The organism is Burkholderia sp. Bp9140 (genome assembly GCF_003853425.1).
Classification (GTDB): Bacteria; Pseudomonadota; Gammaproteobacteria; order Burkholderiales; family Burkholderiaceae; genus Burkholderia.
In genome coordinates, this window is sequence record NZ_QTPQ01000016.1 from 105010 (window position 1) to 130960 (window position 25951).

Consider the following 25951-nt stretch of genomic DNA (forward strand, 5'->3'; position numbering starts at 1 on the left):
GCTTCATCATCTCACCATCAAACCAGGCGGTGCCATCCATGAAAATAAGATCAAGACAAAACAGTTAGAGTCTAACGAATCATGTGAACATCTAAATCGCTCTATTATGGGGATTAGCCCCATCACCAAAAGCGCCGTGAGACTGTGCGTGCATCTTTCCTTCCCTTTCTTTCCGGATCAGGCCGGCAATTGCCCGGCGTGCCCGCACGGCCCCGTGGTCACTCGGTAGCACGGCGGGGTGACTGTCCATGAGATCGCGCTCACCCAGATAGCGTTGCTGAGCCTCAAGCATCGGTATATCTTCATTCTGGAACACCGCTAGAACCCCGATCCGATTGGCCTCGGTCAATTCCGCGTTTTCCGGGTCAAGTGTCTGGCCGCCTCGTACAAAATAGTGCGTTGTCGTTGCTGTCTCTGGAGTCACCATATGTGCACTCGGGATGATTATGCTGTCCCCTCCACACCAGAAATCTACTGACAGGCGGATCAAACCTGGCGCATTCCAACGTTCCGTTTGGATAGTAGTGCCGATGGCACCCATTTGTGGCTTGAAACGCCTCATGATCGGAAGAATGTTATCTTCTTCAGCAACATTCACGATCGTAATTTCACCGTTGTTTTGTGTGACAGTCTGTTTGTTGCGCCCTGCCCACCCGTCGGAGGACAGGAACGGGTGTAGAAATTCAGCGTGAGTCAGGTCCAGAAGATTATCGATCAACAATTGATAATTTGCCCTGCAGTAGAGCGTGCCGTTAAACCATCCAATCTGCGGGTCGCAGCGATCTGAAAAATCCGGAATTAGATCCGGATCCGCCCGGCTCTCTTCCCCCATCCAGATCCAGATGAAGCCATATCGCTCCGTAATCGGATATCGCCTGACGCAAGCTCGTGGCGGGGCCACTCCGCCAAGCGGCATTTGGACGCATGCGCCACTGCGGTCAAATTGAAGCCCATGATAGGGGCACCGGATAAAGTCCCCCACCACTTTGCCCCGGTGTAGTGGCGCAAATCGATGTGGACAACGGTCATCCAGCGCGACGACGTCGCCGCCCTCTGTCCGATAAAGCACCACGGGTTCGTTGAGATACGTTCGCCCGAGCGGCTGTTCGGTCACCTCCTCGGAATGTGCCGCAACGTACCAGATGTTTCGGATAAAGATTTCGTCTGTCGCCACATCTCCCTCCAGTTCAGCGGATGTTTGCTGGCACCACGACACGGTTGATCAATTCGCCAATTTCCTTGACCCGCACCACCACTTCATCACCCGGTTTCAGGAACCGCGGTGGCTTGCGCGCCATTCCAACGCCGGGTGGTGATCCCATACTTATGATGTCACCGGGCTCAAAAATATAGAACTTAGAGAAATACGAGATCATCTCTGCGGGGCCAAACACAAGATCCTCATGGGTCGAGGATTGCATGACCTCTCCGTTGACGAGTGTCTCAATGTGATAAGTCAACGGGTTCGATACTTCATCGCGGGTTACGATCACCGGGCCAATGGGGGCGAACGTCGGGAAGTTCTTGCCCAGTACGTTGCGCTCCCAGGCCTGTGCTGTCGGCGCTGCCCCGACGGCAGTAACAAACGGGCCGACGAATTCGCGGGCCGAAATGTCATTCATCAACGTGTAACCTGCTATGCAGTCCTGTGCTTCGTCGATCGACACGTTGTGGCAACGTTTTCCTATTACGACGCACAACTCCCCTTCCCAATCGATCATGTTGCCGTGGGAAGGGGGAGGAACGATGGGAGCGCCCGATGCAGTAAGGGCACTTCGCACCTTATGAAACGCGCACGGGTACTCAGGCAACTCATCGCCCATTTCCCGAGTATGCCCGCGCGAATTCATCGAACCGCAAAGCACAATCTGCGGATCAGGGATCACCGGCGCGAGCGTCACATCCTTCAGCGGAACATAAGCGCTCGCATCTTTGAGTGTTTGACGTGACGTGGGATCTTCGGCAAATTCAATCACACGACGGATGATCCGCAGCCCCTCTTCCCCGTGCTCAAGCAACCCTGCAACGGTCTGTGCAAGACAGGTCGCGAACGGCACATGCCGCCTTACAACGACAAGGTCGATAACATTTTCCCCCACAAGCACGCCTGCGTGAGATGCATCGCCTGAACGGATCGTCAATAGTTTCATAAGGGTTTCCTAACCGCCGTGCGGCGTGTTCTCAGTTTCAATTGGTAGTCGAATCAACATGCGATAACCGGTCTGCTCTCTACTCACCCGGAAACTCGACAAATTAACTCTTCGCTACCATTTCTCCCCGAACGAACTTTGCGACGTCTACGCCTCGTGCGAGCCACATGTCCGCCTTTTTGGCCAACTGAAGAAGATGTTTCAGAGCACACAATTTTTCGTCTGACACCGCGAGAAACTCCGGATGAAAAACAACCGTGCGCTGCCCGCCTTCAATCAATGCCGCATTGACAGTGTTATCCAGAATGGCCGCCCAGTAATCTACGCTGAATGGCTGCTCCTGATCGCCGAAAGCAACGCGCAACGGTTTCGCAACCTCCTCCAGGACGAACACGTCCACATTTCGCCATTCGAACGGCACAGAGACGATGCCATCGATCACCGCCGTTACCGGCTCCCGCAGATCCGAACAATAAAGCAGACCTGCCTCAGCGAACTCGGCGTAGGCTTCGCGGGGCAAAGTGCCCCCTGGTGGCCGAAACCCGACCGGAGCAATACCGAGCGCGCGCATTGCGTCCAAGGACTGACGCAGGATCCTGCGCCGGTCCTGCGCATCGGTTCGATCCCACGCCTCATGTCGCCAGCCGTGCAGTCCGACCTCGTGGCCTGCGCGATGCCAGTTCTGAATAGCTTCAGGGTAAAGAAGTGTGTTACTGGCCTCAATGAAGTAGGTAGCCGGGACGTCCCCGAGCACCTCGATCAGGCTCGGAACAAACGCGGCTGTATAGTGCTGGCCGATCGGTTTGTCCCAGAGCCCCATTTCCAGTAAAGCAGCCTCTCCCAGATTGTCGAAGCTGATAGTCAGCGCAGCAGGCTTTCTATCTGGTCCCCAGCCGCTCTCAATTTTGAAATGATTCATGGTCAAATGGATCACAGGAAGATCAACGCTAGTCAGAAAAATTAAAAAGCACTCAATCGACCAACACATGAGAATTTCGTGAATCGTTTGGCCCGAGATGACCTAGACTTTTCACATCTCACGGGCTCCAACCTGCCAGCTTTCGGGCATCTCGACACCGACATCTTTCGTCAATTCGCGCCCCTCGTTTTCCCGTCTGCTCACCGTCCACGCGTCAAGCTGTCTGCGACTGACCTGTTCAGCTCTTACTAGATGATCCTCGTACTCCGCTGAGTTGCACGATATTTCCATATGGACTCCGTTCGGATCATCAACGTAGATTGAGTAACAGAATCCGTGATCCATTTCGAAAACCTTATAGCCTTCTCTCTCGAGCTTATTCTTGAAATGAGTCTGAGCCTCACGATCGTCAACCATCACGGAAAGGTGGTGATCAAAGATGGAAAGAGCCGGATATTCGTAATCGGGCTGGTGATGAAGAGGCACAGCCTCAAAGAACGCCAACATGCTGCCGTCACCCATCTCGAAAAAAATATGAAGGAAAGGCGTCGGCGAAGTCGGGGAGATGTCCCCCTCGTCCCGAAGCGACATCACCAACTTCATCTCGAGGATGTCCTCGTAGAAGTGCCGAGTAGCCTCGGCGTCTTTCGTAAAAATTGCATGGTGATGCAGGCGTCTGATCTTCGCCTGCTCGCGCCGTGCTTTCGCCACCTCAGCTGCACCCGCCGGCGCCACGATGTGCTCGATTCCAGACAAGCGATCATGTTCAAGACTCACGACAATCTCCAGACAGGGGTGATGCGTATAATATAGAATGCGTAACAAAAGTGGACAACTCACATAAACCCTGATCTTCGATCCCACTCAAAACGCGGCCCACACAACATCCTGTCGAAATTGGACGACATGTGTCGTATAACTGTCGCTGGTCGCTCCCCGTGCCGAATGCCGCGCAGGACCTCCGGCGACCTGCACGTCAACATAAGACGTGCCCCTCACCCGCGACTACAGACCACCTCACACGGAGCAAGTCAGCAAACTAAATCTTTGAGTGATTTGGTCGGATCCCCCACGTGAGTCATGTCCAGAACAGCACGCCGCATAATCAGGTTTTTTGCCTGAGCAAAATCTCCAGCCGAATTTACGCAATCCATGGCAATTAGTCGGCCCTCGCGGAAATATGCCTGCGAGAACGCTCGACGCAGTGGGTCGCCTCGGATTACGACCGAATCATGTCCAACCGACAATCCTGCGCTTTGCAACCTGAGATCGAACTGGTTCGACCAGAACCATGGCACGGACGAGTACTCGGCCTGACCGCCCAAAATCGCTCCTGCCGCCACCGCGGCCTGGTCGAATGCGTTTTGAACGGACTCCAGGCGAACTGGCCCCAGCCACGGTGCATATGCGTTCTCATGCAGAGTGCAGTCTCCGGCCGCAAAAATATCCGCAAGGCTGGTACGACACTGACGGTCGATCGCGACGCCACCAGCTCCAGTCGCACCAGCAACGAGCAGCGGCTCAACTACCGGAACAACGCCCACGCCTATGACAACCATTTCTGCAGGAAGCACCACACCGTTACTCAGTGCAACATCACTTACGCGACCACCGCGCTCTTTGAACGCCTCTACATTCGTACCTAGGTGAATACCTACCCCTCGCGCGCGGTGTTCTGATTCGAAGAACCGAGACATCGACTCAACGGTCACCCGGGCAAGGACTCGATCCTGACTCTCAATAACAGCGACCCGCTTTCCCAACTTAACAAAAGTCGCAGCTGCTTCAAGTCCGATATACCCACCACCCACTATGACGATATTTTTGACAGACTCCAGCTCGCGCAATATGGCGTCTGCGTGAGCGCGCGTACGTATATAGTGCACCCCGTGCAAGTCCGCGCCGGGGCAATGAAGTCGCCTCGGACGACTTCCCGCCGCCCAGACCAAATGTGCGTATTCCAGCTCCAATCCGTCATCAAGACAGGCACGATGACGATCCGGATATACTGCTTCGACGCGCCGGCCGGCCATAATCACTATCCCACGACTCTGCCAGAACGAAGCGGGGCGAATGAGGACCTGGTCGGCATCCTTCGTCCCGGTCAGATACTCCTTGGATAAGGGAGGGCGTTCATAGGGCAGATCCGGCTCCTCCCCAACAATTGTGATCGATCCGGCGAACTTGCCCTGACGAAGGCAGATGGCGGCTTGGGCGCCCGCATGCCCGCTTCCAACAATCAGAACTTCGGAGTAAGAGCCCATCATATGGTTCCGCGCTGGTCGACGATCAAAGTTGGCGAAAGGTCTTAATCCTGTGGCGCGATGCGTACTTGCAAACCGTCGAGCTCCGCTGTGAAGCGGATCTGGCAGGATAGCCGGGAGCCCGTAGCGAGATGTTCCGATCCTTCGAGGAGATCGAGCTCGTCACGGCTAGCGGGAGGAAGGCGCTCTTTGAACTTGGGGGCCACGTAGACATGGCAGGTGGCGCATGAGCAACACCCGCCACACAGCGCAAGCAGGTCATCAAAGCCATTGTTACGCAGAATCTCCATCACAGTCGGCCCCGGATCGACCTCGATAAGGTGCTCATCTCCTTGCGGCGTAGTGACAAATAGTGACGGCATTGGACATCCTGTTAGATTACCTAATTCCGACAGCGCTCCCAGGCAGGTCCTGCACGCGGAAACGAACAGCCGACCTTAGCCCGGTTCCAGCACGGCGCTTCACCGTGTCGATGGAACCTGGTTTCCCCCGACTGCATGCGAGGTTCAGGGCAATTCTCGCAAGATCACACATCGCGAGCGGGTTCAACCTCGCCGTAATCCGAAGCAAGGACTCGCGCACCGTCGGGCGCCTCGACAGAAACAGTGCCCATTTTTGCTGGCAGGGATATTTCGAGAAGCCGGAACGGCTCCGACGATCGCAGCTCCTGGTGGACGATCCCCCCTGGGATAAACATCGACTCCCCTGCCTTGATCCTGAGAACACCCAAATCCGGAAATTCCATTTCCACCCAGCCTTCGATTACCATTAAGAACTGCATGTTGCATTCGTGGTAATGCCAGCCCGTTGGCCGAGAGGTCTTCGCATCATCTATGTGCATTACCTCCGCACGCATCGCACCGTGGCTGGCGGTCTCAACCCCCAGATCCCGATAACTGATCCACGAGCGGCGCCCCGGGTTAAATTTCATCTTCTCAATCGATGAATACGCCACCTTCATCTCGGCGCTGTCAAAACAGTTTTCGCTTTTCACGCATGTCTCCTTTTCGGCGACGGCGGCTAACTGATTTTTCCACCGGCGTTGCCAAGCAACCCATCGTTGTTACGTTCCATGTGAGGACCATCTATCCGCATTTCGAAGGTATTTTCGATGACTGCGTAGTCCATGTACCCCAGTCTGCAGATCGGTCTAATTGACTTCAAGTCAACTTTCCCGTCAGCAGTCAATACGCTATCTGCGATGTGCACCCCCACAACACGACCGATAACCGCATCCATTGTGTTGCGCGACGTATTTCCGGGCAACGTCAGGCAAGCATGAAGCACACATTCCAACTGAATGGGAGAGCGCGCTACGCGCGGCGGCCGCACAAGCCTAGAAGGCTCCATTTCCAGTCCGGCGAGTGCAGCCTCGTCGACGCCCGGCTCGACCGCTTGAGAGGTGACGTTCACTGCGTCGCGAAGCTCCCACGTGGCCATATTGCAGACGAATTCACGCTGCTCCACCGCATTGACGGCACTGTCTTTTCTTCCATGTCCCCGTACGTCCCCTCCGGCAGAAAACATGACGTAGGGTGGGTCATATCCAATATTGACAAACTGGCTGAACGGCGCGAGATTGACCCGCCCCGTTCTGTCAAGTGTCGTGATCCATCCGATCGCACGTGGAACGACCGTTGCTTTGAAAGGATTGAATGGCAATCCGTGGTTATTCTTGTCAGGCTCATAAAACATCAGGAACCTCAACATCCTCGGTATGATTGATAGATGGCACAAGACGGGTCGATTTCGTCTACGTGTTTCCGTAATTTGCGACGCCAATTTTCAAGAAATCATCCAACAAGCATAATTTCCTGAGGAGCATGAAGAATCCGTTCCATACCATTCTCAGTAAAGTGGAAACTCAGATTATTTGGGAATCCCCATGCGGTAGGGGTATGAACAGTTGGGTGGATGGATAGCACCATGCCGTATTCGATACGCAGGTTTTCCCCCAACGGGCTGAAGGCCGGCCGTTCGACCAGATCCAGCCCTTGAGCATGCCCGAGAAGTCGGTGTTCTCCCGGGTACCCTCGTTCGAGCATAAAAGCATCGTTGATTGCCAGCAGCTCTGACGGCAACATGCCCGGCCGCACCGCCTCGGCCAGAATCTCCTGGATTTCGACTGCGTCTTCGAAAGCTGAGCGTAGTTCCGCGGGCACGTCGCCAAGCACCATGGTCGGCATCGCCTCGCTGTAATAGCCGCTCGCAGTTGAACACTCAATCAGCATCGAGAAAATATCGCCCGCCTGGATGATTCGATCGGCTGGCCCCGAATACCGGCACAGTTCCCCGGGCGGGGCTGAGCCCGCCATGAGCGTTTGCATACCACTGCCATTGCGGGTGAACAACGCACGCACCTCCTCCACAACGTCGCGCCCGGATACTCCGGGGCGTACGGTACGGCGCGCAAGTTCAATCGCTTCGTCGTGAAGCGCTGCAGCCTTACGAATGAAACCCATCTCCTCGTCGCTCTTGATCGCCTTGATACGCGCAATGTCATCGGTGAAGTCAATGAAGTCGGCGTGAGGAAACGCCTCTTTCAGTAACAGATAGGTGGAAACCGGTATGAAACCCGTTCCGACAAGGCCGATCCGACGCACAGGGCGAGCTTTCATCTCCTTCACAATCAACGGAGCATGGCTATTGACTTTCATGTTCAGCTGTGCGCAACTCGCGACATGGCGGACACCATAACTGTCCTGCGGTTGATGATGCACCTCGTCACCATGGCTTGCGAAAATCAGCTCCCCCTCGATGGGCATGCCAACGATGGGACCGCCAAGACCCGTGCGGTTCGTAAGATAGCGACAATATCCCCACGGGTGCCCTGGCGCCGCGATCAGCCAGTCAGTTTCCTTCGCGGCCATTACCGCGCGGACGGCCGTCCACCGTCGCTCCATTTCTAAATTGGAAATCATGTTGCGTTCTCCACATCAAGGTGGGCCAAGCGTCTTCTCCAGGCCGGCTCGGCCTCTGGATTCTTGCAGTAAAGCGGTAACTCACCCGCTAGAATTCTTTGAATGTTTTCAAGCATCGTAGGCGCAAATTCCGCTTCACCCTCAATGGTATGGCCCACACAATGAGGAGTAAGAATCACATTGCTCAACGTTCGAAGTGGACTATCCGATGGTAGTGGCTCGATCGCGAAGGTATCAAGCGCTGCGCCGGCAATGCGACCCTCATCAAGACATGCGTAAAGAGCTTCTTCCTCGATAATCTCGCCACGCGCGGTATTCACAAGATAGGCGTCCGGCTTCATCAGACCAAGCTCACTGAATCCAATGAGATGTCTCGTTTGTGGCGTGAGACCAGTCAGTACACATAACACGTCACTCTCGGCAAACAGCCTCGACAATTCAACTTGCTCAACGCCTGGCGGAAGGTTCTCTGCACGCGTACGCGGCGACGTTACGATAATCCGCACTCCGAATGAATGAAGGCGTACTGAAATTTCCTTCGCGATGCGCCCATACCCCAGGAGGCCAATCGTTTTACCCTCAAGCTGACGACTACTGTGCCTTGGACGACGCCATTGTCCATTCCTCAACCGCCCGATATTAGTTTCTACGTCGTAGAGCAGCATAAGGATGAGCATAATCGTGGATTCCGCCATCCCGATCACGTTTCCTCTGACCGCCCCGTGCCCGACAATGATTCCGAGTTCGTTGGCCGCATCTAGGTCGATCGTCTCCACGCCGATGACCGGGTAACATACCCCCCTCAGCCTACGCGCGCCCTCGAGCAAAACACGACTGCAGGCGTGACGAGTTGTAAATACGGCGATGTCGGACGTATCGATCAGCGCGTGGCGTTCCACCTCACTATATGTCCGAACGACACCCACTTCATTGAGTGGCCCACGGACTACATCATGACCTTTGTCTCGCAAAGCGGACGATACCGAATCGAGCAACGTTGCCTGCCCGGTGTCACCGCATATGAAAATCCGTGCCATCAGAATGTGATCTCCGCCGACACCACGGCTTACTGGTGTCGAGCAAAATGGGGAAACGTAACACGCCAGTACTTCGAAGGACCGGCTGAATCAGTCGCATGAGCGGCGTGCGTATGGCTAGGTAGACTGTAGAGTCGCCTGAGCAGGTTATCTGCTGTTAGCGGCTGCCTGGTCAACAAGCGAGCGAGCATATCCGGCATAGTTGCCTATGTTCGCCGCCTGGTGCTGTGCTGCACATCGCAGATCACGCCAGCGGCGCTGCTGGAGGTTGCTGGTGTAAATGCCCGCACTGCCGGACAACATCATGATCTGATCCATAAGCGCCGTGCCTTCATGATGCAACAGCGACTCAGCGGAACTGATACGGGCGGCTTCCTCGCGGGTAACATCCCTGCCTTCACGGTTGCAGCTATCGAGCGTTTTTGTACACAGATCAGACAAGGCACAGATCGCATCAATTCGCGAGGCGATTTCCCCGAACCGAGATTGGAATACGGGGTCGTCTTTCATCACCACCGTGGGATTGAATGCCGGCTTGCGGGTAAGCGCTGCGTGCGCTAGGTCTTTCATCGCGCCACGCAGCAGACCCTTGACTACGGCGGAATGGTGCGGCGCCGTTGCCGCAGGCATGCTGATGCCTAGGATGGGCACATTTACAGTCGACTTGCCGAAAAGGGACGCCTGCCAGTCTTCCGGGACAAATACTCCCTCCACTTCAAGATCGTCGCTTCGAGTTCCTCGCAATCCAACCGCATTCCAAGTCTCGATGATTTTTGCGTCCCCTCGGGGAACCAGACAGAACCGAAAGTCCGGCAGGCCATTGGGCGCGCGGCGAATCTCGTTTTCATCTTTGATGAAAAATCCCAGGCAGATCCATTTGAAAGGACGTGCGCCGCTCGCGAGCGGCCAGCGACCCGAAAGACGATAGCCACCATCTACCGGCACAGCGATGCCTTTGGGCGCCAGTGCTGCCTTGGCCCAGACGTCAGGACCCGCCTCGTAATATTCGCGTAGAGAGGCCACCGGCAGACGCGACGAAATCACTTGTGTGCCCGCCGCCACCATGATATGCCAAGCAACAGACGCATCGACTGTAGCGACTTCTTCAATCACCGCCGCGATGTCTCCGATCTGCATCTCTTCGCCACCGAACATTGCAGGCACACACATCCGGAAAGCGCCAGCCTCCTCTAATTTATCCAGAAGGTCATCTGGTACCGCAGCATTCTGCTCGATCTCAGCACTGCGTGCTTCGATCTCTGGCAGCAGTTGCCGAACCAAGCCGATCACCGGGACATCAGTCCTGCTAGAAATGGACTCGACTGCAGCAATACCATTCATGAGTGCTCCTCCAAGACGGACGGTACCGTCATTTATATTTTTACCCCCAAGGAAACGGGAGCTTCACCACCTTTGAAAATCATTCTAGTTGCGACACGCTCGCTCGTCAATGGACAAATCACATTTATGATACGACACACAAACAATAGTGCTTGCTCAGGCGGCTCGCCGAGTGTCTGCAAGCAGCGCCGCTCGAAAAGCTGCACGAGCAGTGGAGCGGGTTGACGAAATTGGACGAGCAGGTTGCCGAGATCGAGCGTCGGATGTGTGAGCGGAAGAAGAAAGACGAGCAGTGCAGGCGAGCGAGATTCGCCGCGTTGGGCTTGCCGACAGCGAATGCAGCACCGGCCATGATGGGCGACGCGAAAGCGTTCAGATCGGGTCGCCATCCTCTACAAGGATCGATTCGTTCAACCATCCGTATGAATCTCAACCAGCCTTGAACACCGGAATCCTGCCCCCTTAGAACCAGAAGCAAAACCGTACAGATTCCATTATTTCCTCTCGGCAGTTACAATAACGGGAGCCGTATCAAAATTTTCGCGAGAGGAGTAAGTGCCTGATGGCCAAGCAAGCCCGAGCGACTGGACGAATCGACGCCATCGCAGACGAAGAACAGCCCGATCACGTATTGACGCTCAGCCTGCGTGAGCGCCACAAGCTCGACAAACTTGACAGGATCGCGCGAGCGGCCACGACTCTGTTTGGCCGCGACGGCTATGATGCGACAACCCTCCGGGACATTGCGCGGGAGGCGGACGTTGCATTGGGGACACTCTCCCTCTATGCGCGCGATAAGCGTGACCTCGTATTGCTTATTTTCAACACACTGATACCGCCACTTCTGAGCGAAGGCCGCGCCAACATTACTGCCGGAGCGCCTCTTGCCGACAACCTTGTTGCCTTTTTCGAGCCTTTTTACCGCGCCTACGCGGCTCAACCAACGTTGTACCGAGTCGTGCTCGGACAGATCTATAACGGCGGAGGCACTTCGCACGCACTCGAGAGCGAAACCATCCGTCGTGATCTCGCGACTCATCTTGGAACCATCATCGCCGAAGCAATCAAGAGCCGGGAATGCCGGCGCGACATAGATATTGATTCGAACGCTCGCGGCTTTTTCTACCTATATTTTGCGTCGGTTCGAGTCTGGCTTTTCGGAGAAAACCCCGATCCCAGTGAGGGACTGGCAGCACTGCGCACACTGATAGACCAGTACATCGCGGGACTCGCACGGCGGCCTCGGCGATCTCAGTCATCGTAAGGAAATGCCTGGCGGAAGCTGTAGATCGTCGCGCTCAATCGCAACTTCTTCCCTCGACACTGCTGCAACGAACGCAGGTTGCAAACTCGCGCGGACGACGTAATCCGCCAATACTGGGTGGTCCATAAGCGCAAAGCCATTTTGCGACGCGACCCCGTAAATCCAGGCGATAAATGCGTCGACAATCGACCATGTTTCACCATACCACCAGCCCTGCGTACCAGTGCGGGCGGACAGCATCGCCGCGTAAGTCTCCAACGCCCTCGCCGCGCGCTCTTTCACACCGGCCGCATCCACCTCCGAAGTCGCGGCCGGCAGAAACATGCGGCTGGCAAGTGGATGAACCGCGCCGGCTAGCCAGACGAGATCTGACAGTGCATATGTTTCGGGACGCCTGTCTAAAGCTAACGGAAGTAAGCCCGCTTCAGGATGCTGCGCCGCAAGTGTATATAAGATCACTGGAAGCTCGGTAATGACTACCTCGCCCTCGACAAGGACCGGTACTTTCCCTTTCGGATTGATCTTTCGGAACGCAGGCTGGTGCTGCTCCCCTCGCATCAACGCGACACCGCGGTCGTCAAAGGGTATCCCCAGTTTCTCGAGTGCCACCAAAGCCACCCTCGAACATGCGCCCGGCATATGGTAAAGGCAATAACGTGACATCCATCTACTCCTTAGAACGCATTCAAAGCAACTGCCACCGCGGACGCTGACACGAACAGAGGTTGACTTCATGTCAACCGACCGGGAGGTGCGGACAGCTGCATGCCCTGGTCAGCCCCCCTTCTTGATCGGCCGACCAAACTTTTCGGCAAATTCGACGACTTGATAGCCGACCATCTCGAGTTGCCGCACAACAGTTTCATCGGTACAGGTCTCGCCCCGGAACATGCCCGTGCTGGTATTTATCGCTGCTCCAAACGGCGTCGGCCACCCTCGCAACGCATGGACAATGGACCGCAACGCCGCGAGCGTACCTCCGGTCGCCTGCCATCCGTATGCCGTCGCGACTAGGCCGACGGGAAGCCCATCCAGATAGGGGCGTGCATCCCGAGCGGTTGCCTCCAGATGATCGAGCGCGTTCTTGATCAGCCCCGAGATTGAACCGTGGTAGCCGGGGCTCCCAAGGATCAGGCCATCAGCTTGACGTACGGCGGCCACAAGAGCCTTGGCCATCGGCTGCCATTCAGCGTCGCCTGAATAATGAGACAGTTGCGAGAGCATGGCACCGTCGAACAGTTGCGTGCGCGCCCCCCTATGCTCTGCTGCAGAAAGCGCGATCTTGACCGCCCGTTCCGTAGAGGACCCGGTCGTAGTCGTGCCGCCCAACCCAACAATCAACGGCCTGGCCACTGCGTCTGCCCTGCCCTCACCCTGTGTAACCTGCTCGCTTCTGACCGCAGGGGCCATTTGTAAAATGTCGTCCACCTCTTCTTCTCCTTGCCGGCGACAGTCGCGCAGCTGCCCTGTTGCGCCTGCCTCGAACAGAAACGACCTCTTCCACACCTGCGGACAATTCTAGATATCGCACAAGCGCCAGTCAATATGGACAAATACCAATATTGTCATGTGTACTTGACATGAGAGTGGCCATAGAGAAGCGCAGGGAGGATACGACCCGACGAATTCCATGAATCATGACACAATATTGGTACATGTACTAATTATGACTCCAACATCACCCTGATTTACACTTCGTCGTGAGAACTCGACGGGTGCGGACGCGCCCGTTGAGATTGCCAACTTGCACATTCATATCTTCGGGGGGCGTCCCACGAGATACGTCGCGTCGATGGCGAGCGCATCTTCATCATGATGAGCGTCTGTCTTTGGTGCCGCGATTCCTCAGCGCTCAGCTACATATTGGCTATTAGATTTGGACTGCAAATTAATTTTCTAAAAAAGATATACCCTCAGAACGGAGGAGACGACAATGAAACTGAACCTTGCCGCGTCACGACAGAGGAATTTCCTTCTACGCGACGCCCCTCGCCTGCGGCTAACCACTACGGCTATACCTCTCGCGGCGATATGTTGCCTTGGCGGAGCAGGACAAATGGCAACGTCCACGACGGCTGACGCTGCAGAAAGCGTGGTGCCCATCACCCAACCCGGTTCGACAGACACCGATCAGGCGTTTCTGCCTCCAGTGTCCGGGTTTTATGGCGGGGTCACCATACTCCCGATCAACCGCAACAGCCGAAATTACGATTCCGAAGGCAATCCTGCCCCCAGCGAAAGGAATATCAAACTAAGCGTTCCGGTCTACGCTGCGGCGTTGGTCTACGTCTATCCTTTCACTCTGTTTGGCGGCCACTTGGCCAGCTCATGGGTCCAACCGTTCGAACATATCAGCTATTCAATCGGAGGTGAGAACCAGACAGCACAAACAGGCCTCGGAAACGCCTATTCCGACGTAGTCTTTTGGACAAAAAGCCTCGGACTAGCCGGTGCTACGCCGGGCCACCTGCCGATTTCCTACGGCCTTTCCGTCGCAGCAGGCCTGGCCGCGATTGTGCCCGATGGCTCCTACAATCGTCAGAACGCTCTCAATCTTGGCTCTGATTTCTGGACGCTGGTTCCGAACATCGCCATCACCTACAACACAGGCGAGCGCTGGTCATTCGGTGATAACACACAGGTCAGCACTCGCATTTTCTACGGGATTCCGTTTGAGAACCGACAGACGCACTACACGTCAGGCAATATTTTTGACCTCGACTGGAGCGTGACGGAACAGTTTGGAAACCTCCGCATTGGCGCGGCCGGTTTCTATCAGGCGCAGGTAACCGACGATACGACGGGCGACGGTGTACCGGTTCCCGGAGGAAACCGATTTCATCAGGCAGCAGCCGGCCCCGTCATTCAGTATTTTGTCCCGAGCCTTCGAATGTATGTCAAGGCCAAATACGTCTACACCTTTTACCACAAGAATTTCGTCAACCAACAGCTTCTGGCGTTGACGGTCGCCTTCAAATTCTGAAGCCATGGCCCGAAGACTCGATGCGCCCTTGTTTAAAGTAGGGCCGCTTTAAGGCAGATGCCCGGCCCTTTTTTTCTCCTGGGCCGGTTGATTTCGCCGCTTTAACAGACACACAAAACCGGTAGCTTCGGCAGGATTGATAGTCCGTTCCAAATAGATCACGTTCAGGCTCGCGATCATGCGCCCATGCGCACCGATAGCTATCGCGAGCGCGCCAATCTTGCGCTGGCCGGCCCCGTCCCCGTGCGTCGTTTTGAAACTGTCTGTGCATGTCTTTCTCACGAGATTGCGAATGAAAGCCATATCCATACCAGTTTTGGTGTGGACAAAAGTAGCCAAACTCAACCTCGAAATCTACGCGGAGCTGACGAGGCGCTGACGAACATGGTTATCGCAGCGGCCCTGCAGCTGGAGTCCTATGCTGCTCGCGTATTACGCCAACGATAGCGACAAGCGCGCCTGCGCAAACGGGCCAAGGCAGGTTGCGACGTCAACGCAGGCGGTTTCCGCGAACGGCGCTCAGTCATACCCATGGCTCAGGGATGGCTCGAGCGACGAACCGGCAGCGCTGGCCGCTGGTCCAACTGGCCAGTGCGATAACGGCGGCATCGGGGATTTATTGCTCGAACGTCACTCCACATATGCGCCTCTGCGCGAAATATCGGACACGATCCCAAAAGCGGCTGCGCGCACTGGCACAGGTGCGGCCCCGGGAGTCGGCACAGAGCCAGACTCCGTAGCACGACAGCGCGTCGATGCGCGCGATCGCCAGCGCTGCTCGTGAAGAACGATACGCGACAGCACCGGTCATCCTGCTACCGCGCATGCCTCGCGCTTCGCGCGGTAATCGACAAACCATCGTCTTGGCTAATCATCCTACGATCTCTCGTCTTCTGCCTGCTCATTGAGCTAGCTAACACTCAGGAAATCGATCACCATGCGATTGAACGATTCCGCATGCTCCCACTGTGCCCAGTGGCCACAACGGTTGAACACGTGCAGCTGCGCGTTCTGCATGCCCGCTAACAAACGCAGGCCGATATCCATCGGTACGAAGCGGTCGTCGCGGCCCCAGATCACGAGTGTGGGCGCGGCGATTTCGCCCAGGCGCGGGCCGTAGTCGCTGAATTGTTTCGGGAAGGCCGCGAGGCTCTTCACGAAGTTTTCGAGGTGGTCGCGGCGCGCGAGCATATTGTCCAGGCGCGTTTTCATCAACTCGTCAGTGAGCGCGCTCGCGTCGTACACGAACACGTTCATCATGCGCTTGAGATTATCGATCGTCGGATCTCGATAAAGACCTTGCAACAGCTTGATGCCTTCGGTCGGCATCGGCACGAAACTGCTCGGGCCGCCGGTGCCGCCGCCCATCAGCACGAGCTTGCTCACGCGCTGCGGGTTCGCCAGTGCGAACGCAACGGCGCTGTGTCCGCCCATCGAATTGCCGAGAATATGCACGCGCTCGATGTCGAGCACGTCGAGCAGGCCCTTGAGCACGCGGCCGTTCAGGTCCGAGCGCGAGCTCGTGCAGACGATCGGATCGCTCTTGCTCCAGCCCGGACAGTCCATCAGGATAACGCGGTAGCCGGCCGCGACGAGCGGTTCGACGTTGCGGTTGAAGTTGGCCCAGCCGCTCGCGCCCGGACCCGAGCCGTGCAGCATCACGACTGTTTCGGCGCCATCGCCTGCGTCGTTGTAGTGAATCTGGAACTCAACGTCGCCGTCCTTCACGCGCTCGAACTTGCTCGTCGAGGCTTCGGTAATTGCTTGTGCCGTATGCGTCATGATGACCTCCTTTAAATGTAATAACCCATTCTGAAGAAGGCGCGTGCCCTCTCCCCTTCACATTCATGCGCCCTGTGCGCCCAGCGCGCTGCGCTGCCTGAATGCACCCACCACGCTGAGCGCAGCAAGCGCCGCGATCACGACGAGCGGAATGCTCGAGCCCACCAGCATCGACGGGCTCTGGCCGAGTGCGAACAGTTGCCCCGCCGCGAGCGGCCCGAGAATCGAACCCAGGCGCCCCACGGCCACGGCCGCGCCCACACCCGTGCCGCGCACTTCCGTGGGGTACGCATGGCCGGCGAGTGCGTACAGCACCGACTGGCCACCCACGATAAAGAAGCCGCACAGCAGTCCGCCCACCGCCGTCGAGCTTGTGCCGCCCGCGCTTGCGAGCACGGTGAGCGCCGCCACGATGCCGATGTACATGCCGATCACCGTGCCGCGGCGGCCAAAGCGATCCATGATCGTTGCCATCGTAACGGCGCCGATGCCGCCTCCGATGTTGAACAGCATCAGCACGAGATTCGACTGCACGCGCGTGAGGCCGCGTGCGAGCACCATCGAGGGCAGCCAGTTCATCAGGAAGTACAGCACGATCAAGGTGCCGAGGTAGCTGATCCACAGCGCGATGGTGGTACGCGCGCGACCTTCCTGCCAGAGCGCTTGAGTCACGCTCGGCTCGCCCGCACTCGCGATCCTCGACGCTTGCGCGGCGACGAACTGTTGCGACTCGCGCAAGAACAGTCCGAGCAGCGGCACCATCGCGATCGGGCCGAGACCACCGAGGTAGAACACGTGGCGCCAGCTCTCGTCCCCCGTGCCGAGCATGCCGATGACGGCAGCGATCGCCGCGCCGAACGGCATGCCGCAGTACATTGCACCGACTGCCGTGCTGCGCTGCTGCTCACCCACCGCCTCCGAGCACAGCGCGATCAGGTTCGGCATGGCCGCGCCGAGACCGAGACCCGTGAGCAGACGCGCGACGAGCAGGCTTTCGAAATTCCAAACCATGGTCGTGGCGAGCGAGAAAAGCCCGAACAGCGCCACCGACCACATGAGCACACGCTTGCGGCCAAACCGGTCGGCAAGCCGCCCACCCAGCGCCGCACCCGGCAAGAGGCCGATCGCGCCGGCGCTGAAGGCCCAACCCATCTGCGCGACGGCGAGCTGAAACTCCTTCGCCATGCGCGGTCCGGCTACGCCCGCTGATTGCAGGTCCAACCCTTCGAGCAGCGCAATCGCCAGACACAGGGCGATGGATGCCCTGCCGCTCTTTCCACTTCCTCCAGCACCACTGTTTCGCGACGTCATAAAAAGTCTCCATGTGTATCGAGCCGCTCTTTCCGGCGGCTATAAGTGGCAACGCCGCGCACTACCCGAACGCGATGCGCGGCGCGCTGATCAGGAATGCAATGCTTGCTGGCGCTTCTTCAGATCGAGCGCCACGTCTACGATCATGTCTTCCTGGCCGCCCACCATCCGGCGCTTGCCCAGTTCGACGAGAATGTCCACCGTCTTCAGGTCATACTTCTTCGCGGCCACCTCCGCGTGGCGCAGGAAGCTCGAATACACGCCGGCATAGCCGAGCGCGAGCGTTTCGCGGTCCACGCGAACAGGGCGGTCCTGCAGCGGTCGCACGATGTCGTCGGCGGCGTCCATCAGCGTGTAGAGGTCCGTGCCGTGGTTCCACCCCATGCGTTCCGCCGCACCGATGAACACTTCGAGCGGTGCGTTGCCCGCGCCCGCACCCATCCCGGCGAGCGAGGCATCGACGCGGTCACAGCCTTCCTCCACCGCCACGATCGAGTTCGCCACGCCCAGCGAGAGGTTGTGGTGCGCGTGCATGCCCGTTTGCGTTTCGGGCTTGAGCACGGCTTTCACTGCGCGGAAGCGGTCGCGCACGTCGTTCATCGTGAGCGCGCCGCCCGAATCGACCACGTAGATGCAGGTCGCGCCGTAGCTTTCCATCTTCTTCGCTTCGACGGCGAGGTTTTCCGGCGTGGTCATGTGGCTCATCATCAGGAAGCCCACGGTGTCCATGCCGAGTTCGCGTGCATATTCGATGTGCTGCTTCGAAATGTCGGCTTCCGTGCAGTGCGTGGCCACGCGCACGATGCGCGCGCCCGCGTTGTACGCGGCCTTCAGGTCGTGAATCGTGCCGATGCCGGGCAGGAGCAGCGAGGCGATCTGCGCGTGCGTGACGACGTCGGCCACCGCCTCGATCCATTCCAGGTCGCTGTGCGCGCCGAAGCCGTAGTTGAAGCTGGAGCCTTGCAGGCCGTCGCCGTGCGCGACTTCGATGCTGTCGACTTTCGCGCGGTCCAGTGCGCGGGCGATGTCCTGCACGTTCTGGATCGAATACTGATGGCGAATGGCGTGGCTGCCGTCGCGCAGCGTCACGTCGGAGATATAGAGTTTCTTGCTCATGGTCTTATCCCTCCACGCTCAGTAGCGTCTGCGCCATGCGTTCGGCGGTGGCGAGCGCGGCGGAAGTCATGATGTCGAGATTGCCTGCGTAAGCGGGCAGATAATGCGCGGCGCCTTCCACTTCGAGGAACACCGAGGTCTTCAGGCCGCTGAACCTGCCGAGGCCCGGAATATTCAGAGGCGCGTTCGCGGGAATCTCGTCGAACTGCACCTTCTGCTTCAGACGATAGCCCGGCACGTAGGCGTGCACCTTCGCGACCATCTCTTCGATGGACTGCTCGACCTTCTCGCGGTCGGCCGCCTCAGAAAGCGTATAAACCGTATCGCGCATCATGACCGGCGGTTCGGCCGGGTTCAGCACGATGATGGCCTTGCCCTTTGCAGCACCGCCCACCACTTCGATCGCCTTCGAGGTCGTTTCGGTGAACTCGTCGATGTTGGCGCGCGTGCCGGGGCCCGCCGACTTGCTGCTGATCGACGCGACGATTTCGGCGTAGTGCACCTTCGCGACGCGCGACACGGCCGCGACCATCGGGATCGTGGCCTGGCCGCCGCACGTCACCATGTTGACGTTGGGCGCGTCGATATGCGCGTCGAGGTTCACCACCGGCACGCAGTACGGGCCGATGGCGGCGGGCGTGAGGTCGATCATACGGATCGACGGCTTGAGCGTGCGCAGCAGCGCGTCGTTCTTCACGTGCGCGCCAGCGGACGTCGCGTCGAACACGAAGTCGATGTCGTTGAACACCGGCAGGCGCGTGAGACCCACCACGCCTTCGTGCGTGGTCGCCACGCCGAGGCGCGCGGCACGCGCGAGACCATCGGAGTTCGGATCGATGCCGACCATCGCCGCCATCTCCAGATGCTTGCTGTTGCGCAGGATCTTGATCATCAGATCCGTGCCGATGTTGCCGGAGCCGATGATCGCGGCCTTGAGTTTTTCGGAAGCCATATGAATTCCTGTATCAGGCGGAGAAAGTCGCGCGAACGCTGCCGAGGCCTTCGATCTGCGCGGTGTACGTGCCGGGTTCCTTCACGGCGACCATGGGGCCGAGCGCACCCGTGAGCACCACGTCGCCCGCACGCAGCGGCGTGCCGAGCTGGACCATGCGGTCGGCGAGCCACACGGCGGCGTTGAGCGGATTGCCCAGGCACGCGGCGCCGTTGCCGCGCGAGAGCACTTCGCCGTCACGCGAGAGTTCCATCGCGCACCCTGTCAAGTCGATCTGCGAGAGCAGCACCGGGCGGCTGCCCACCACGAAGCGCGCGCTCGAGGCGTTGTCGGCTACCGTATCGACGAAGCGGATGTCCCAGTTCTGGATGCGGCTGTCCACCACCTCGATGGCTGCGAGCGCATAGGCGCTGGCGCGCAGGATATCGACGAAGGTGTGCTTTTCGAACGTGAGGTCGTGCTCCAGCACGAGCGCGATTTCCGCTTCCACCTTCGGCTGGATTAGCTGCGAGAGCGGAATCGCTTGCCCATCGCCGTATGCCATCGACGCGAACAGCGCGCCAAAGTCAGGCTGATCGACGCCCAGCTGCTTTTGCACCGCGAGCGACGTGAGACCGATCTTGCGGCCCACGATGCGCTCGCCGGTCGCCACGCGCAGATCGACGTTGGCCTGCTGAACGGCGTAAGCGGTGGCGATATCGTCCATCGCAATCTCGCCGCGCACCGGATCGATTACGTTGCGCGAGACTTCGGCTTCGTGCAGGCGCGCGGCCAGCGCCGCGACGAGTTTCGGATCTGACATGTTGATTCTCCCCAGTCCGTACTGGTCTATCAAGCCGCGTCGGGCGTGGCATGCATGGTGGCGAAACCCGCAATCCACTCGGGAATTTCGCGGTAGTAATCGAGCGAAGCGCGATACGAGCCGTAAGCGGCCAGCACGCCGAATGCCGCGACCCACGTGCGGATCTCGTGCGCCGACTTGCCGCCGTCGCGCGTGATGGCCGCGTTGGTCATGCCGTCCACGGAAGTCAACTCGCCCGATGCAACGCGCGCGAGGAACGCGCGGTCCCATTCGGGATTGAGCGGATGCAGATGGCTGTCGCCCGCCGTGAACGATTTCGCCGCGGCCACGGTGCGCGCCTGACGTGCCGCGCGCGAATCCGCCGAGGGATTGCGGCCCGCGATCAAACGTTCGGCCACTTCCGGCGTCGCGCCGAACAGCTCCGGCACCGGCGGCTCGTGCGAAATGCCGCCCGAGCCCACCACGAGCACGCGCGTGTCGCTTCGCGAGAAGAAGCGGCCAATCGCGTCGCCGAGCAGTCGTGCGCGGCGCAGCGTCGCCATGGGCGGCGCCACGGAGTTGATGAACACCGGAATCACCGGATAACGGTCGAGAGCGCCCGTGAGCACTTCCAGCGCCTGCGCGCAGCCGTGATCGACCTGCATGCGGTACGAGAGCGCCACGTCGATATCGGCGGCGAGCACGCTTTCGGCGAGCTTGTGCGCAAGCGCTTCGGGCACCGGCAGCGTACCGGCCATGCTCTTGAAGTCGCCGATCGCATCCGCGCGCGCGCCGATGCAGAACGGCGGCATCACGTCGTAGAAGAAACCGTTGAAGTGATCCGGCGCGAACGCAACGATCACGTCCGGGTTGAAGGCTTCCACGCGTTCGCGCGCGGCGCGGCCGACCCCTTCGACTTCCGCGACCACGTCAGGCAGCGGATCGAAATAGCCATGCAATGGCGTATGCGACAGACATTCGAGGTGTATCGGCATGATCATGCTCCTGCTGTGCGCGCAACGGCCACGCCGCGCACGGGACGGTTTTGCGGGGCAGCGGCGCTCACCCCATGCAAGGCGGCTTCGGTCATGCCGAGCTTGCCCGCGAGTTCGACGATCGCGTCCGAAACCTGTTGCGGCGTGCAGACGCCCGCGACGAAGCGGTCCGGGCGCAACAGCACAACAGATTCGGGCAGACGGCTGAACCACTCTTTCAGGCGGCCCTGCACGTCGCCGAGCGCGAGCACGCCCTCGGGCACGTCGTCGGCGTATTCGAGCTGCACGTCGGGCTTCGCGAAGATAAAGCGGGCGCCCAGGCGCTCCCACAATGCGCGGGCTTGCGGCGCGAGGCCGAAGGTCGGGTCCGCGCCCCAGGCCAGCACGGCGAAGCCGTTGCCGATCGCGTCGTCGAGGCGCACCACGCAGCCATCGGCAAGACGCACGCGCGGCTGGATGAACATGCGGCCCACGGGCGACGCCGCGAGCGGATCTCGGCCATACGCGAGGCGGCCGATCAGCGAGTCGCGCTTCTGACTCATCAGGCCGAGCAGGCGGCCCGGCGCCGAGTTGCCCGAGCGCTCCAGCAGGCTGGCGAACAAGCCGCCCGTGTTTTGCGGCGGCGGCAGCAGCACGATGCCCGCTTCGTAGCGCGGCATCGGCTTGAAGCGCATTTCCACGAAGTAGCGCTTAACCGAAGGGAACACGTTCATGTAGCGCACGAACGTGTCGCGAAAGCGTGCGCCAAAGCGCGTGGTGGGGGCGAAGATATCGCCCGCCACTTCGGAGAGGTGGATCATCGAGCGCGCGTGCGCGCGGCGCTCCACGGTATAGCTGTCGAGCAGGCGCCCATCGGCCTGGCCCTTCGCGACCATCGCGAGCTTCCAGCCCAGGTTGTTCGCGTCGCGAATGCCGCTGTTGTAGCCCTGGCCCTGCCACACCGGCATGATGTGCGCGGCGTCGCCAGCAAGCAGCACGCGGTCCACGCGGAACGTTTCGGCGAGACGCGCGTTGTGCGTGTACACACGCTTGCGGATGTAGTCGACCTTGTCGGGGTCGGCCACCACCTTGCGGATCAGCGCGGCCATGTTCTCGGGCTTCGAGAGTTCTTCTTCCGTCTCGCCCGGCATCACCATGAATTCGAAGCGGCGAATGCCGTGCGGCAGCGCAGCCGACACATACGGGCGCTGATGATCGCAATGCATATAGATATGCGGCGAGCCGATGGGGTCGTTGCGCACGTCCACCACGATCCATTGATTCGGCTTCGTGCGGCCTTCGAAGGGCACGTTCAGCGCACGGCGCACGAAGCTGTTGCCGCCGTCTGCGCCCACCAGGTACGCTGCGCGGATCGTGCGGCGCTCGCCGTTCGCGTCGCTCACGTCGATCGTTACACCCTGCGTGTCCTGCTCGAATGCGTTGACCGTGTGGCCGAACAACACATCCACGTGCTCGAAGCGCGCGAGCCCTTCATACAGCACGCGATCGGCGAGCGGCTGAATGAACGCGTTGCGGCGCGGCCAGCCGAATTCGTCGGTGCGCGGCTCGATCGAGGCGAAGCAATGGCCGTCTTTCGTGACGAAGCGCATCCAGTGGTCGGGCGTGGTGTGCGGCAGCAGCGCATCGGCAAGACCAATGGACTGGAACACGCGCAATGCTTCGTCATCCAGACCAATGGCGCGCGGGTAGTCGATGATCTGGTCGAGCTTCTCGACGAGCGTGACACGCACGCCTTGCAGGCCGAGAATATTGGCGATCATGAGGCCGACCGGACCCGCGCCGATGATGGCGACGTCGGTGGTGATCTGGCGAGGGCGGACAGTATCCGCCTCGTGGACGAGGGGGGTATTCATGTGTCTCCTTCTCGCGCGGCTTATCGAGCCGCTGCGGATGCTGACAGGTGGTGCCTGAAAACGGATCACTCGGCTTGACGTTTTGCCGCAATCCGGTGGAACCGAGTCTAGGTTGGACTCGATCCGCGCTCAACATTTTTAGAGAAATGTGCATAGATTGCACATTTCTGATTTTTAAGGCTTTTTCGATGACGAAGTATGCAAACGTTCGAGGGTTAGCGCGCGGCCTCCAAGTGCTCCAGGCGCTCAACGCCATGGAGAATGGACGCGCCACGAGCCAGCAGTTGAGCGAGGCAACGGGTCTACACCGCACGACGGTGAGGCGCCTGCTGGAAACCCTGGTAGAGGAGAAGTTCGTACGCCGCAGTACTTCCGACGACAGCTTTCGTCTGACGATGAACGTGCGCGGCCTGAGCGAAGGTTTCACAGATGACGAGCTGATCGCCACCGTCGCGCCGCCGATCATGGCGCAAATGCTCCAACGCACCGTATGGCCATCGGACCTCACGACGCCCGATGGCGACTCCATGGTGATACGCGAGACCACGCACCGCTTCAGCCCGCTTTCGTTTCATCGCGCGATGGTGGGCCGCCGCCTACCGATGCTGCTCACGGCAGCCGGGCGCGCGTACTTTGCGATGTGTCCAGAGGCTGAGCGCGAAGACATTCTAGAACTGTTGCGCGCAGGCGCGGGCGGCGAGCAACAGCAAAAACTCGCCAGCGACACGGTCTTTATCCGCAATCTCGTGCGCCAGACGCGCGCGGACGGTTTCGGCTCGAACCACGGCGACTGGTCGGATCAGCGCAAGATCGGCGCGATCGCAACGGCCATCGAGGCCCATGGGCGCGTGCTCGCGAGCCTGAATGTGATTTACTTGGAGCAGGCCATCAATCCGACCGAAGCAGTGCGCCGCTTTCTTCCCGAACTGCAACGGGCGGCGCAGGAGATGGTAGCCGCCTTGCAGCCTCGATGACACGCCGTAGATTGCGAAGCCGCATATCCAACATTCTCGCTCTTAACACTGCCGTCGAAGCTGCGCGTGCGATCAAGGCTGCCGCTGTACCGTCGTCGCTGGCGAAGTCCAGTCGCGAGCACAACGCTCCGCTGTCGCGGCCAGGGAGATCAAGATACTCATACAAACATCCCGTTTCCGCTTAAAAGTAGGCGCAAAACAGGTCCGTCGCGCCGGAGAGACCACAGGGTTGCATCGAAGCGGCAATAGAAGGGGTTATTACCATAATGCCTCGAGCATCTGCACGCTTCGATGCAGGGCCAATGCATAGAACAAGTGGGCTCCAGCCATGTAGTTGCTCGCATTCTTGCTCGATCCGCCATCGCAGAACCCGGCCGACTCGGCACCGCGGCCAAACCTTCGCTACACCGAACAGCGAACATGATTGGCACCGTCCAGAAAAGCTAGAAATGCAGTAAACAAGGAGTCAGTACGTGGTCATGCGACGCGCGTTCCATTGCGCACCGTCGACCGGTCGAAGCCTGCCTTTAGAATGATTTCAGTCGTAGTACGGAAATGCTCGCCAATCAATGTCCCCAATTTCTCGATATCTCGCTCCATCGCCGCATCAAGCAGCGCCTTGTGTTCGGCGAATGTGTCCCGCAGATCCGGCGTCTCACGCATTTCCAGTTCGGCGAGATTGCGGTACCGCTCCGCCTGGTCATAGAGCAAACGGCACAGACGGTGCAACCAAGGCGATGCACATCCGCCGATAAGCGCTTCGTGAAATTGCCGGTGCACTGTTGCCCAAGCGGCGTGGTTAGCGGGATCCGTCGGCACGGGCGTGCGCGACAGACGATGGTAGGCGCTCAACATGTTCGTCTCCCACTCGACATCACCGCGCAAAATTGCCCGCGAAAGCGCAAGGCGCTCAACCCCAATCCGCGTTTCTGTAAGGTCGAGGAGCGCTTCGCGAGACACTGGAGCTACGCAAAATCCACGCTGGTCCTCGACATCAACGAGCCCTTCCGTCACGAGCCGCGAGAGAGCTTCGCGAATGCCCGTCGCACCAATACCATACCTTTCGCTCAGAACTTGGACGCGCAGACGCTCGGAAGGCAAAAGCCTTCCCAGCAGAATATCCCCCCGGATTAGCTCGAACGCTGTTGTCGTCAGGCTCTTCCCCGCCACGCCAGTAGTGTCGAGATCCATATGAGTCGCTCCGTGCAAATGCCTTCGATGGCGCCGGCGCCCGTGGTCGAATAAGCGACCAACGAGCGCGGCCCGCTCAAATTGAAGTTTATGGACCGGATAATCGATTATCCGGCA

General features: G+C 58.9%; 25 protein-coding genes and 2 pseudogenes. 5 read left to right on the forward strand and 22 right to left on the reverse strand.

Going from position 1 to position 25951, the window contains the following annotated elements; translation table 11 throughout:
• Positions 1-91: 91 nt before the first annotated feature.
• The 11 genes from DIE21_RS15465 to DIE21_RS15515 all read right to left on the reverse strand — a co-directional run bounded on the left by DIE21_RS15465 (position 92) and on the right by DIE21_RS15515 (position 10632).
• A complete protein-coding gene (locus tag DIE21_RS15465; RefSeq protein WP_185642783.1) occupies positions 92-1174 on the reverse strand; it encodes an aromatic ring-hydroxylating dioxygenase subunit alpha in 1083 nt (360 codons plus the stop codon).
• A 13-nt stretch (positions 1175-1187) separates the two neighbouring features.
• Entirely contained in the window at positions 1188-2150 is a 963-nt protein-coding gene (locus DIE21_RS15470) for a fumarylacetoacetate hydrolase family protein (RefSeq protein WP_124498519.1), read from the reverse strand.
• A 103-nt stretch (positions 2151-2253) separates the two neighbouring features.
• Positions 2254-3138 (reverse strand): polysaccharide deacetylase family protein, encoded by an 885-nt coding sequence (locus DIE21_RS15475; protein WP_124498520.1) that lies wholly within the window; start codon positions 3136-3138, stop codon positions 2254-2256.
• 42 nt (positions 3139-3180) lie between these two features.
• Entirely contained in the window at positions 3181-3846 is a 666-nt protein-coding gene (locus tag DIE21_RS15480) for a VOC family protein (RefSeq protein ID WP_185642784.1), read from the reverse strand.
• 254 nt (positions 3847-4100) lie between these two features.
• On the reverse strand, positions 4101-5333 hold the full coding sequence (locus DIE21_RS15485; protein WP_124498522.1) for an NAD(P)/FAD-dependent oxidoreductase: 1233 nt from the start codon (positions 5331-5333) through the stop codon (positions 4101-4103).
• A 44-nt stretch (positions 5334-5377) separates the two neighbouring features.
• Positions 5378-5695 carry a 2Fe-2S iron-sulfur cluster-binding protein gene (locus DIE21_RS15490; RefSeq protein ID WP_124498523.1) on the reverse strand — a complete coding sequence of 106 codons (318 nt, stop codon included), beginning with the start codon at positions 5693-5695 and terminating at the stop codon, positions 5378-5380.
• 164 nt (positions 5696-5859) lie between these two features.
• Positions 5860-6327, reverse strand: a complete 468-nt coding sequence (locus DIE21_RS15495; RefSeq protein ID WP_124498524.1) for a cupin domain-containing protein — start codon at positions 6325-6327, stop codon at positions 5860-5862.
• A 26-nt stretch (positions 6328-6353) separates the two neighbouring features.
• Positions 6354-7028 carry a flavin reductase family protein gene (locus tag DIE21_RS15500; RefSeq protein WP_124498562.1) on the reverse strand — a complete coding sequence of 225 codons (675 nt, stop codon included), beginning with the start codon at positions 7026-7028 and terminating at the stop codon, positions 6354-6356.
• A gap of 98 nt (positions 7029-7126) precedes the next feature.
• A complete protein-coding gene (locus DIE21_RS15505; protein WP_124498525.1) occupies positions 7127-8254 on the reverse strand; it encodes a M24 family metallopeptidase in 1128 nt (375 codons plus the stop codon).
• Positions 8251-9291: an NAD(P)-dependent oxidoreductase gene (locus DIE21_RS15510; protein ID WP_124498526.1), complete on the reverse strand. Its 1041-nt coding sequence runs from the start codon at positions 9289-9291 to the stop codon at positions 8251-8253. The genes DIE21_RS15505 and DIE21_RS15510 overlap by 4 nt, the downstream gene beginning before the upstream one ends.
• 147 nt (positions 9292-9438) lie before the next feature.
• Entirely contained in the window at positions 9439-10632 is a 1194-nt protein-coding gene (locus DIE21_RS15515; protein WP_124498527.1) for an acyl-CoA dehydrogenase family protein, read from the reverse strand.
• Positions 10633-10784: 152 nt separating this feature from the next.
• Between DIE21_RS15515 and DIE21_RS37030 the strand changes: the two are divergent.
• Both DIE21_RS37030 and DIE21_RS15520 read left to right on the forward strand, forming a co-directional pair.
• Positions 10785-11018: pseudogene (locus tag DIE21_RS37030) on the forward strand (IS110 family transposase); the annotation flags it as partial.
• A gap of 176 nt (positions 11019-11194) precedes the next feature.
• The gene (locus DIE21_RS15520; RefSeq protein ID WP_124498528.1) at positions 11195-11896 is read left to right on the forward strand and encodes a TetR/AcrR family transcriptional regulator; all 702 of its coding nucleotides are present in this window, start codon (positions 11195-11197) and stop codon (positions 11894-11896) included.
• Here DIE21_RS15520 and DIE21_RS15525 read toward each other — a convergent pair.
• Positions 11888-12559, reverse strand: coding sequence for a glutathione S-transferase family protein (locus DIE21_RS15525; protein ID WP_185642785.1), 672 nt, complete (start codon positions 12557-12559; stop codon positions 11888-11890). The genes DIE21_RS15520 and DIE21_RS15525 overlap by 9 nt on opposite strands.
• A gap of 111 nt (positions 12560-12670) precedes the next feature.
• Positions 12671-13324: an NADPH-dependent FMN reductase gene (locus tag DIE21_RS15530; protein WP_221622386.1), complete on the reverse strand. Its 654-nt coding sequence runs from the start codon at positions 13322-13324 to the stop codon at positions 12671-12673.
• A 628-nt stretch (positions 13325-13952) separates the two neighbouring features.
• Here DIE21_RS15530 and DIE21_RS15535 point away from each other — a divergent pair.
• Positions 13953-14879, forward strand: coding sequence for a transporter (locus tag DIE21_RS15535; RefSeq protein ID WP_185642786.1), 927 nt, complete (start codon positions 13953-13955; stop codon positions 14877-14879).
• Positions 14880-14927: 48 nt separating this feature from the next.
• Here DIE21_RS15535 and DIE21_RS15540 read toward each other — a convergent pair whose 3' ends face one another.
• The 8 genes from DIE21_RS15540 to DIE21_RS15575 all read right to left on the reverse strand — a co-directional run bounded on the left by DIE21_RS15540 (position 14928) and on the right by DIE21_RS15575 (position 23669).
• Positions 14928-15188: a hypothetical protein gene (locus tag DIE21_RS15540; protein WP_124498531.1), complete on the reverse strand. Its 261-nt coding sequence runs from the start codon at positions 15186-15188 to the stop codon at positions 14928-14930.
• 600 nt (positions 15189-15788) lie between these two features.
• Positions 15789-16661 (reverse strand): alpha/beta fold hydrolase, encoded by an 873-nt coding sequence (locus tag DIE21_RS15545; RefSeq protein WP_124498532.1) that lies wholly within the window; start codon positions 16659-16661, stop codon positions 15789-15791.
• Positions 16662-16724: 63 nt separating this feature from the next.
• Entirely contained in the window at positions 16725-17972 is a 1248-nt protein-coding gene (mhpT, locus tag DIE21_RS15550; protein ID WP_124498533.1) for a 3-(3-hydroxy-phenyl)propionate transporter MhpT, read from the reverse strand.
• Between the two features lie 90 nt (positions 17973-18062).
• Positions 18063-19088, reverse strand: a complete 1026-nt coding sequence (gene dmpG, locus DIE21_RS15555) for a 4-hydroxy-2-oxovalerate aldolase (protein ID WP_124498534.1) — start codon at positions 19086-19088, stop codon at positions 18063-18065.
• A 4-nt stretch (positions 19089-19092) separates the two neighbouring features.
• Positions 19093-20040, reverse strand: coding sequence for an acetaldehyde dehydrogenase (acetylating) (locus tag DIE21_RS15560; RefSeq protein WP_124498535.1), 948 nt, complete (start codon positions 20038-20040; stop codon positions 19093-19095).
• Between the two features lie 13 nt (positions 20041-20053).
• Positions 20054-20842 carry a 2-keto-4-pentenoate hydratase gene (gene mhpD, locus DIE21_RS15565; RefSeq protein WP_124498536.1) on the reverse strand — a complete coding sequence of 263 codons (789 nt, stop codon included), beginning with the start codon at positions 20840-20842 and terminating at the stop codon, positions 20054-20056.
• Positions 20843-20871: 29 nt separating this feature from the next.
• Complete coding sequence (locus DIE21_RS15570) at positions 20872-21816, reverse strand: 3-carboxyethylcatechol 2,3-dioxygenase (RefSeq protein ID WP_124498537.1); 945 nt, start codon at positions 21814-21816, stop codon at positions 20872-20874.
• Positions 21817-21818: 2 nt separating this feature from the next.
• The gene (locus DIE21_RS15575) at positions 21819-23669 is read right to left on the reverse strand and encodes a bifunctional 3-(3-hydroxy-phenyl)propionate/3-hydroxycinnamic acid hydroxylase (protein WP_124498538.1); all 1851 of its coding nucleotides are present in this window, start codon (positions 23667-23669) and stop codon (positions 21819-21821) included.
• Between the two features lie 188 nt (positions 23670-23857).
• On the opposite strand from DIE21_RS15575, the gene DIE21_RS15580 reads away from it, so the two are divergent.
• Together DIE21_RS15580 and DIE21_RS38275 are read left to right on the forward strand one after the other, a co-directional pair.
• Positions 23858-24643 (forward strand): DNA-binding transcriptional regulator, encoded by a 786-nt coding sequence (locus tag DIE21_RS15580; protein WP_124498539.1) that lies wholly within the window; start codon positions 23858-23860, stop codon positions 24641-24643.
• Positions 24644-24669: 26 nt separating this feature from the next.
• Positions 24670-24866: pseudogene (locus DIE21_RS38275) on the forward strand (methyl-accepting chemotaxis protein); the annotation flags it as partial.
• A 254-nt stretch (positions 24867-25120) separates the two neighbouring features.
• On the opposite strand, the gene DIE21_RS15590 reads toward DIE21_RS38275, so the two are convergent.
• Complete coding sequence (locus DIE21_RS15590) at positions 25121-25834, reverse strand: GntR family transcriptional regulator (RefSeq protein WP_124498540.1); 714 nt, start codon at positions 25832-25834, stop codon at positions 25121-25123.
• Positions 25835-25951: the final 117 nt, after the last annotated feature.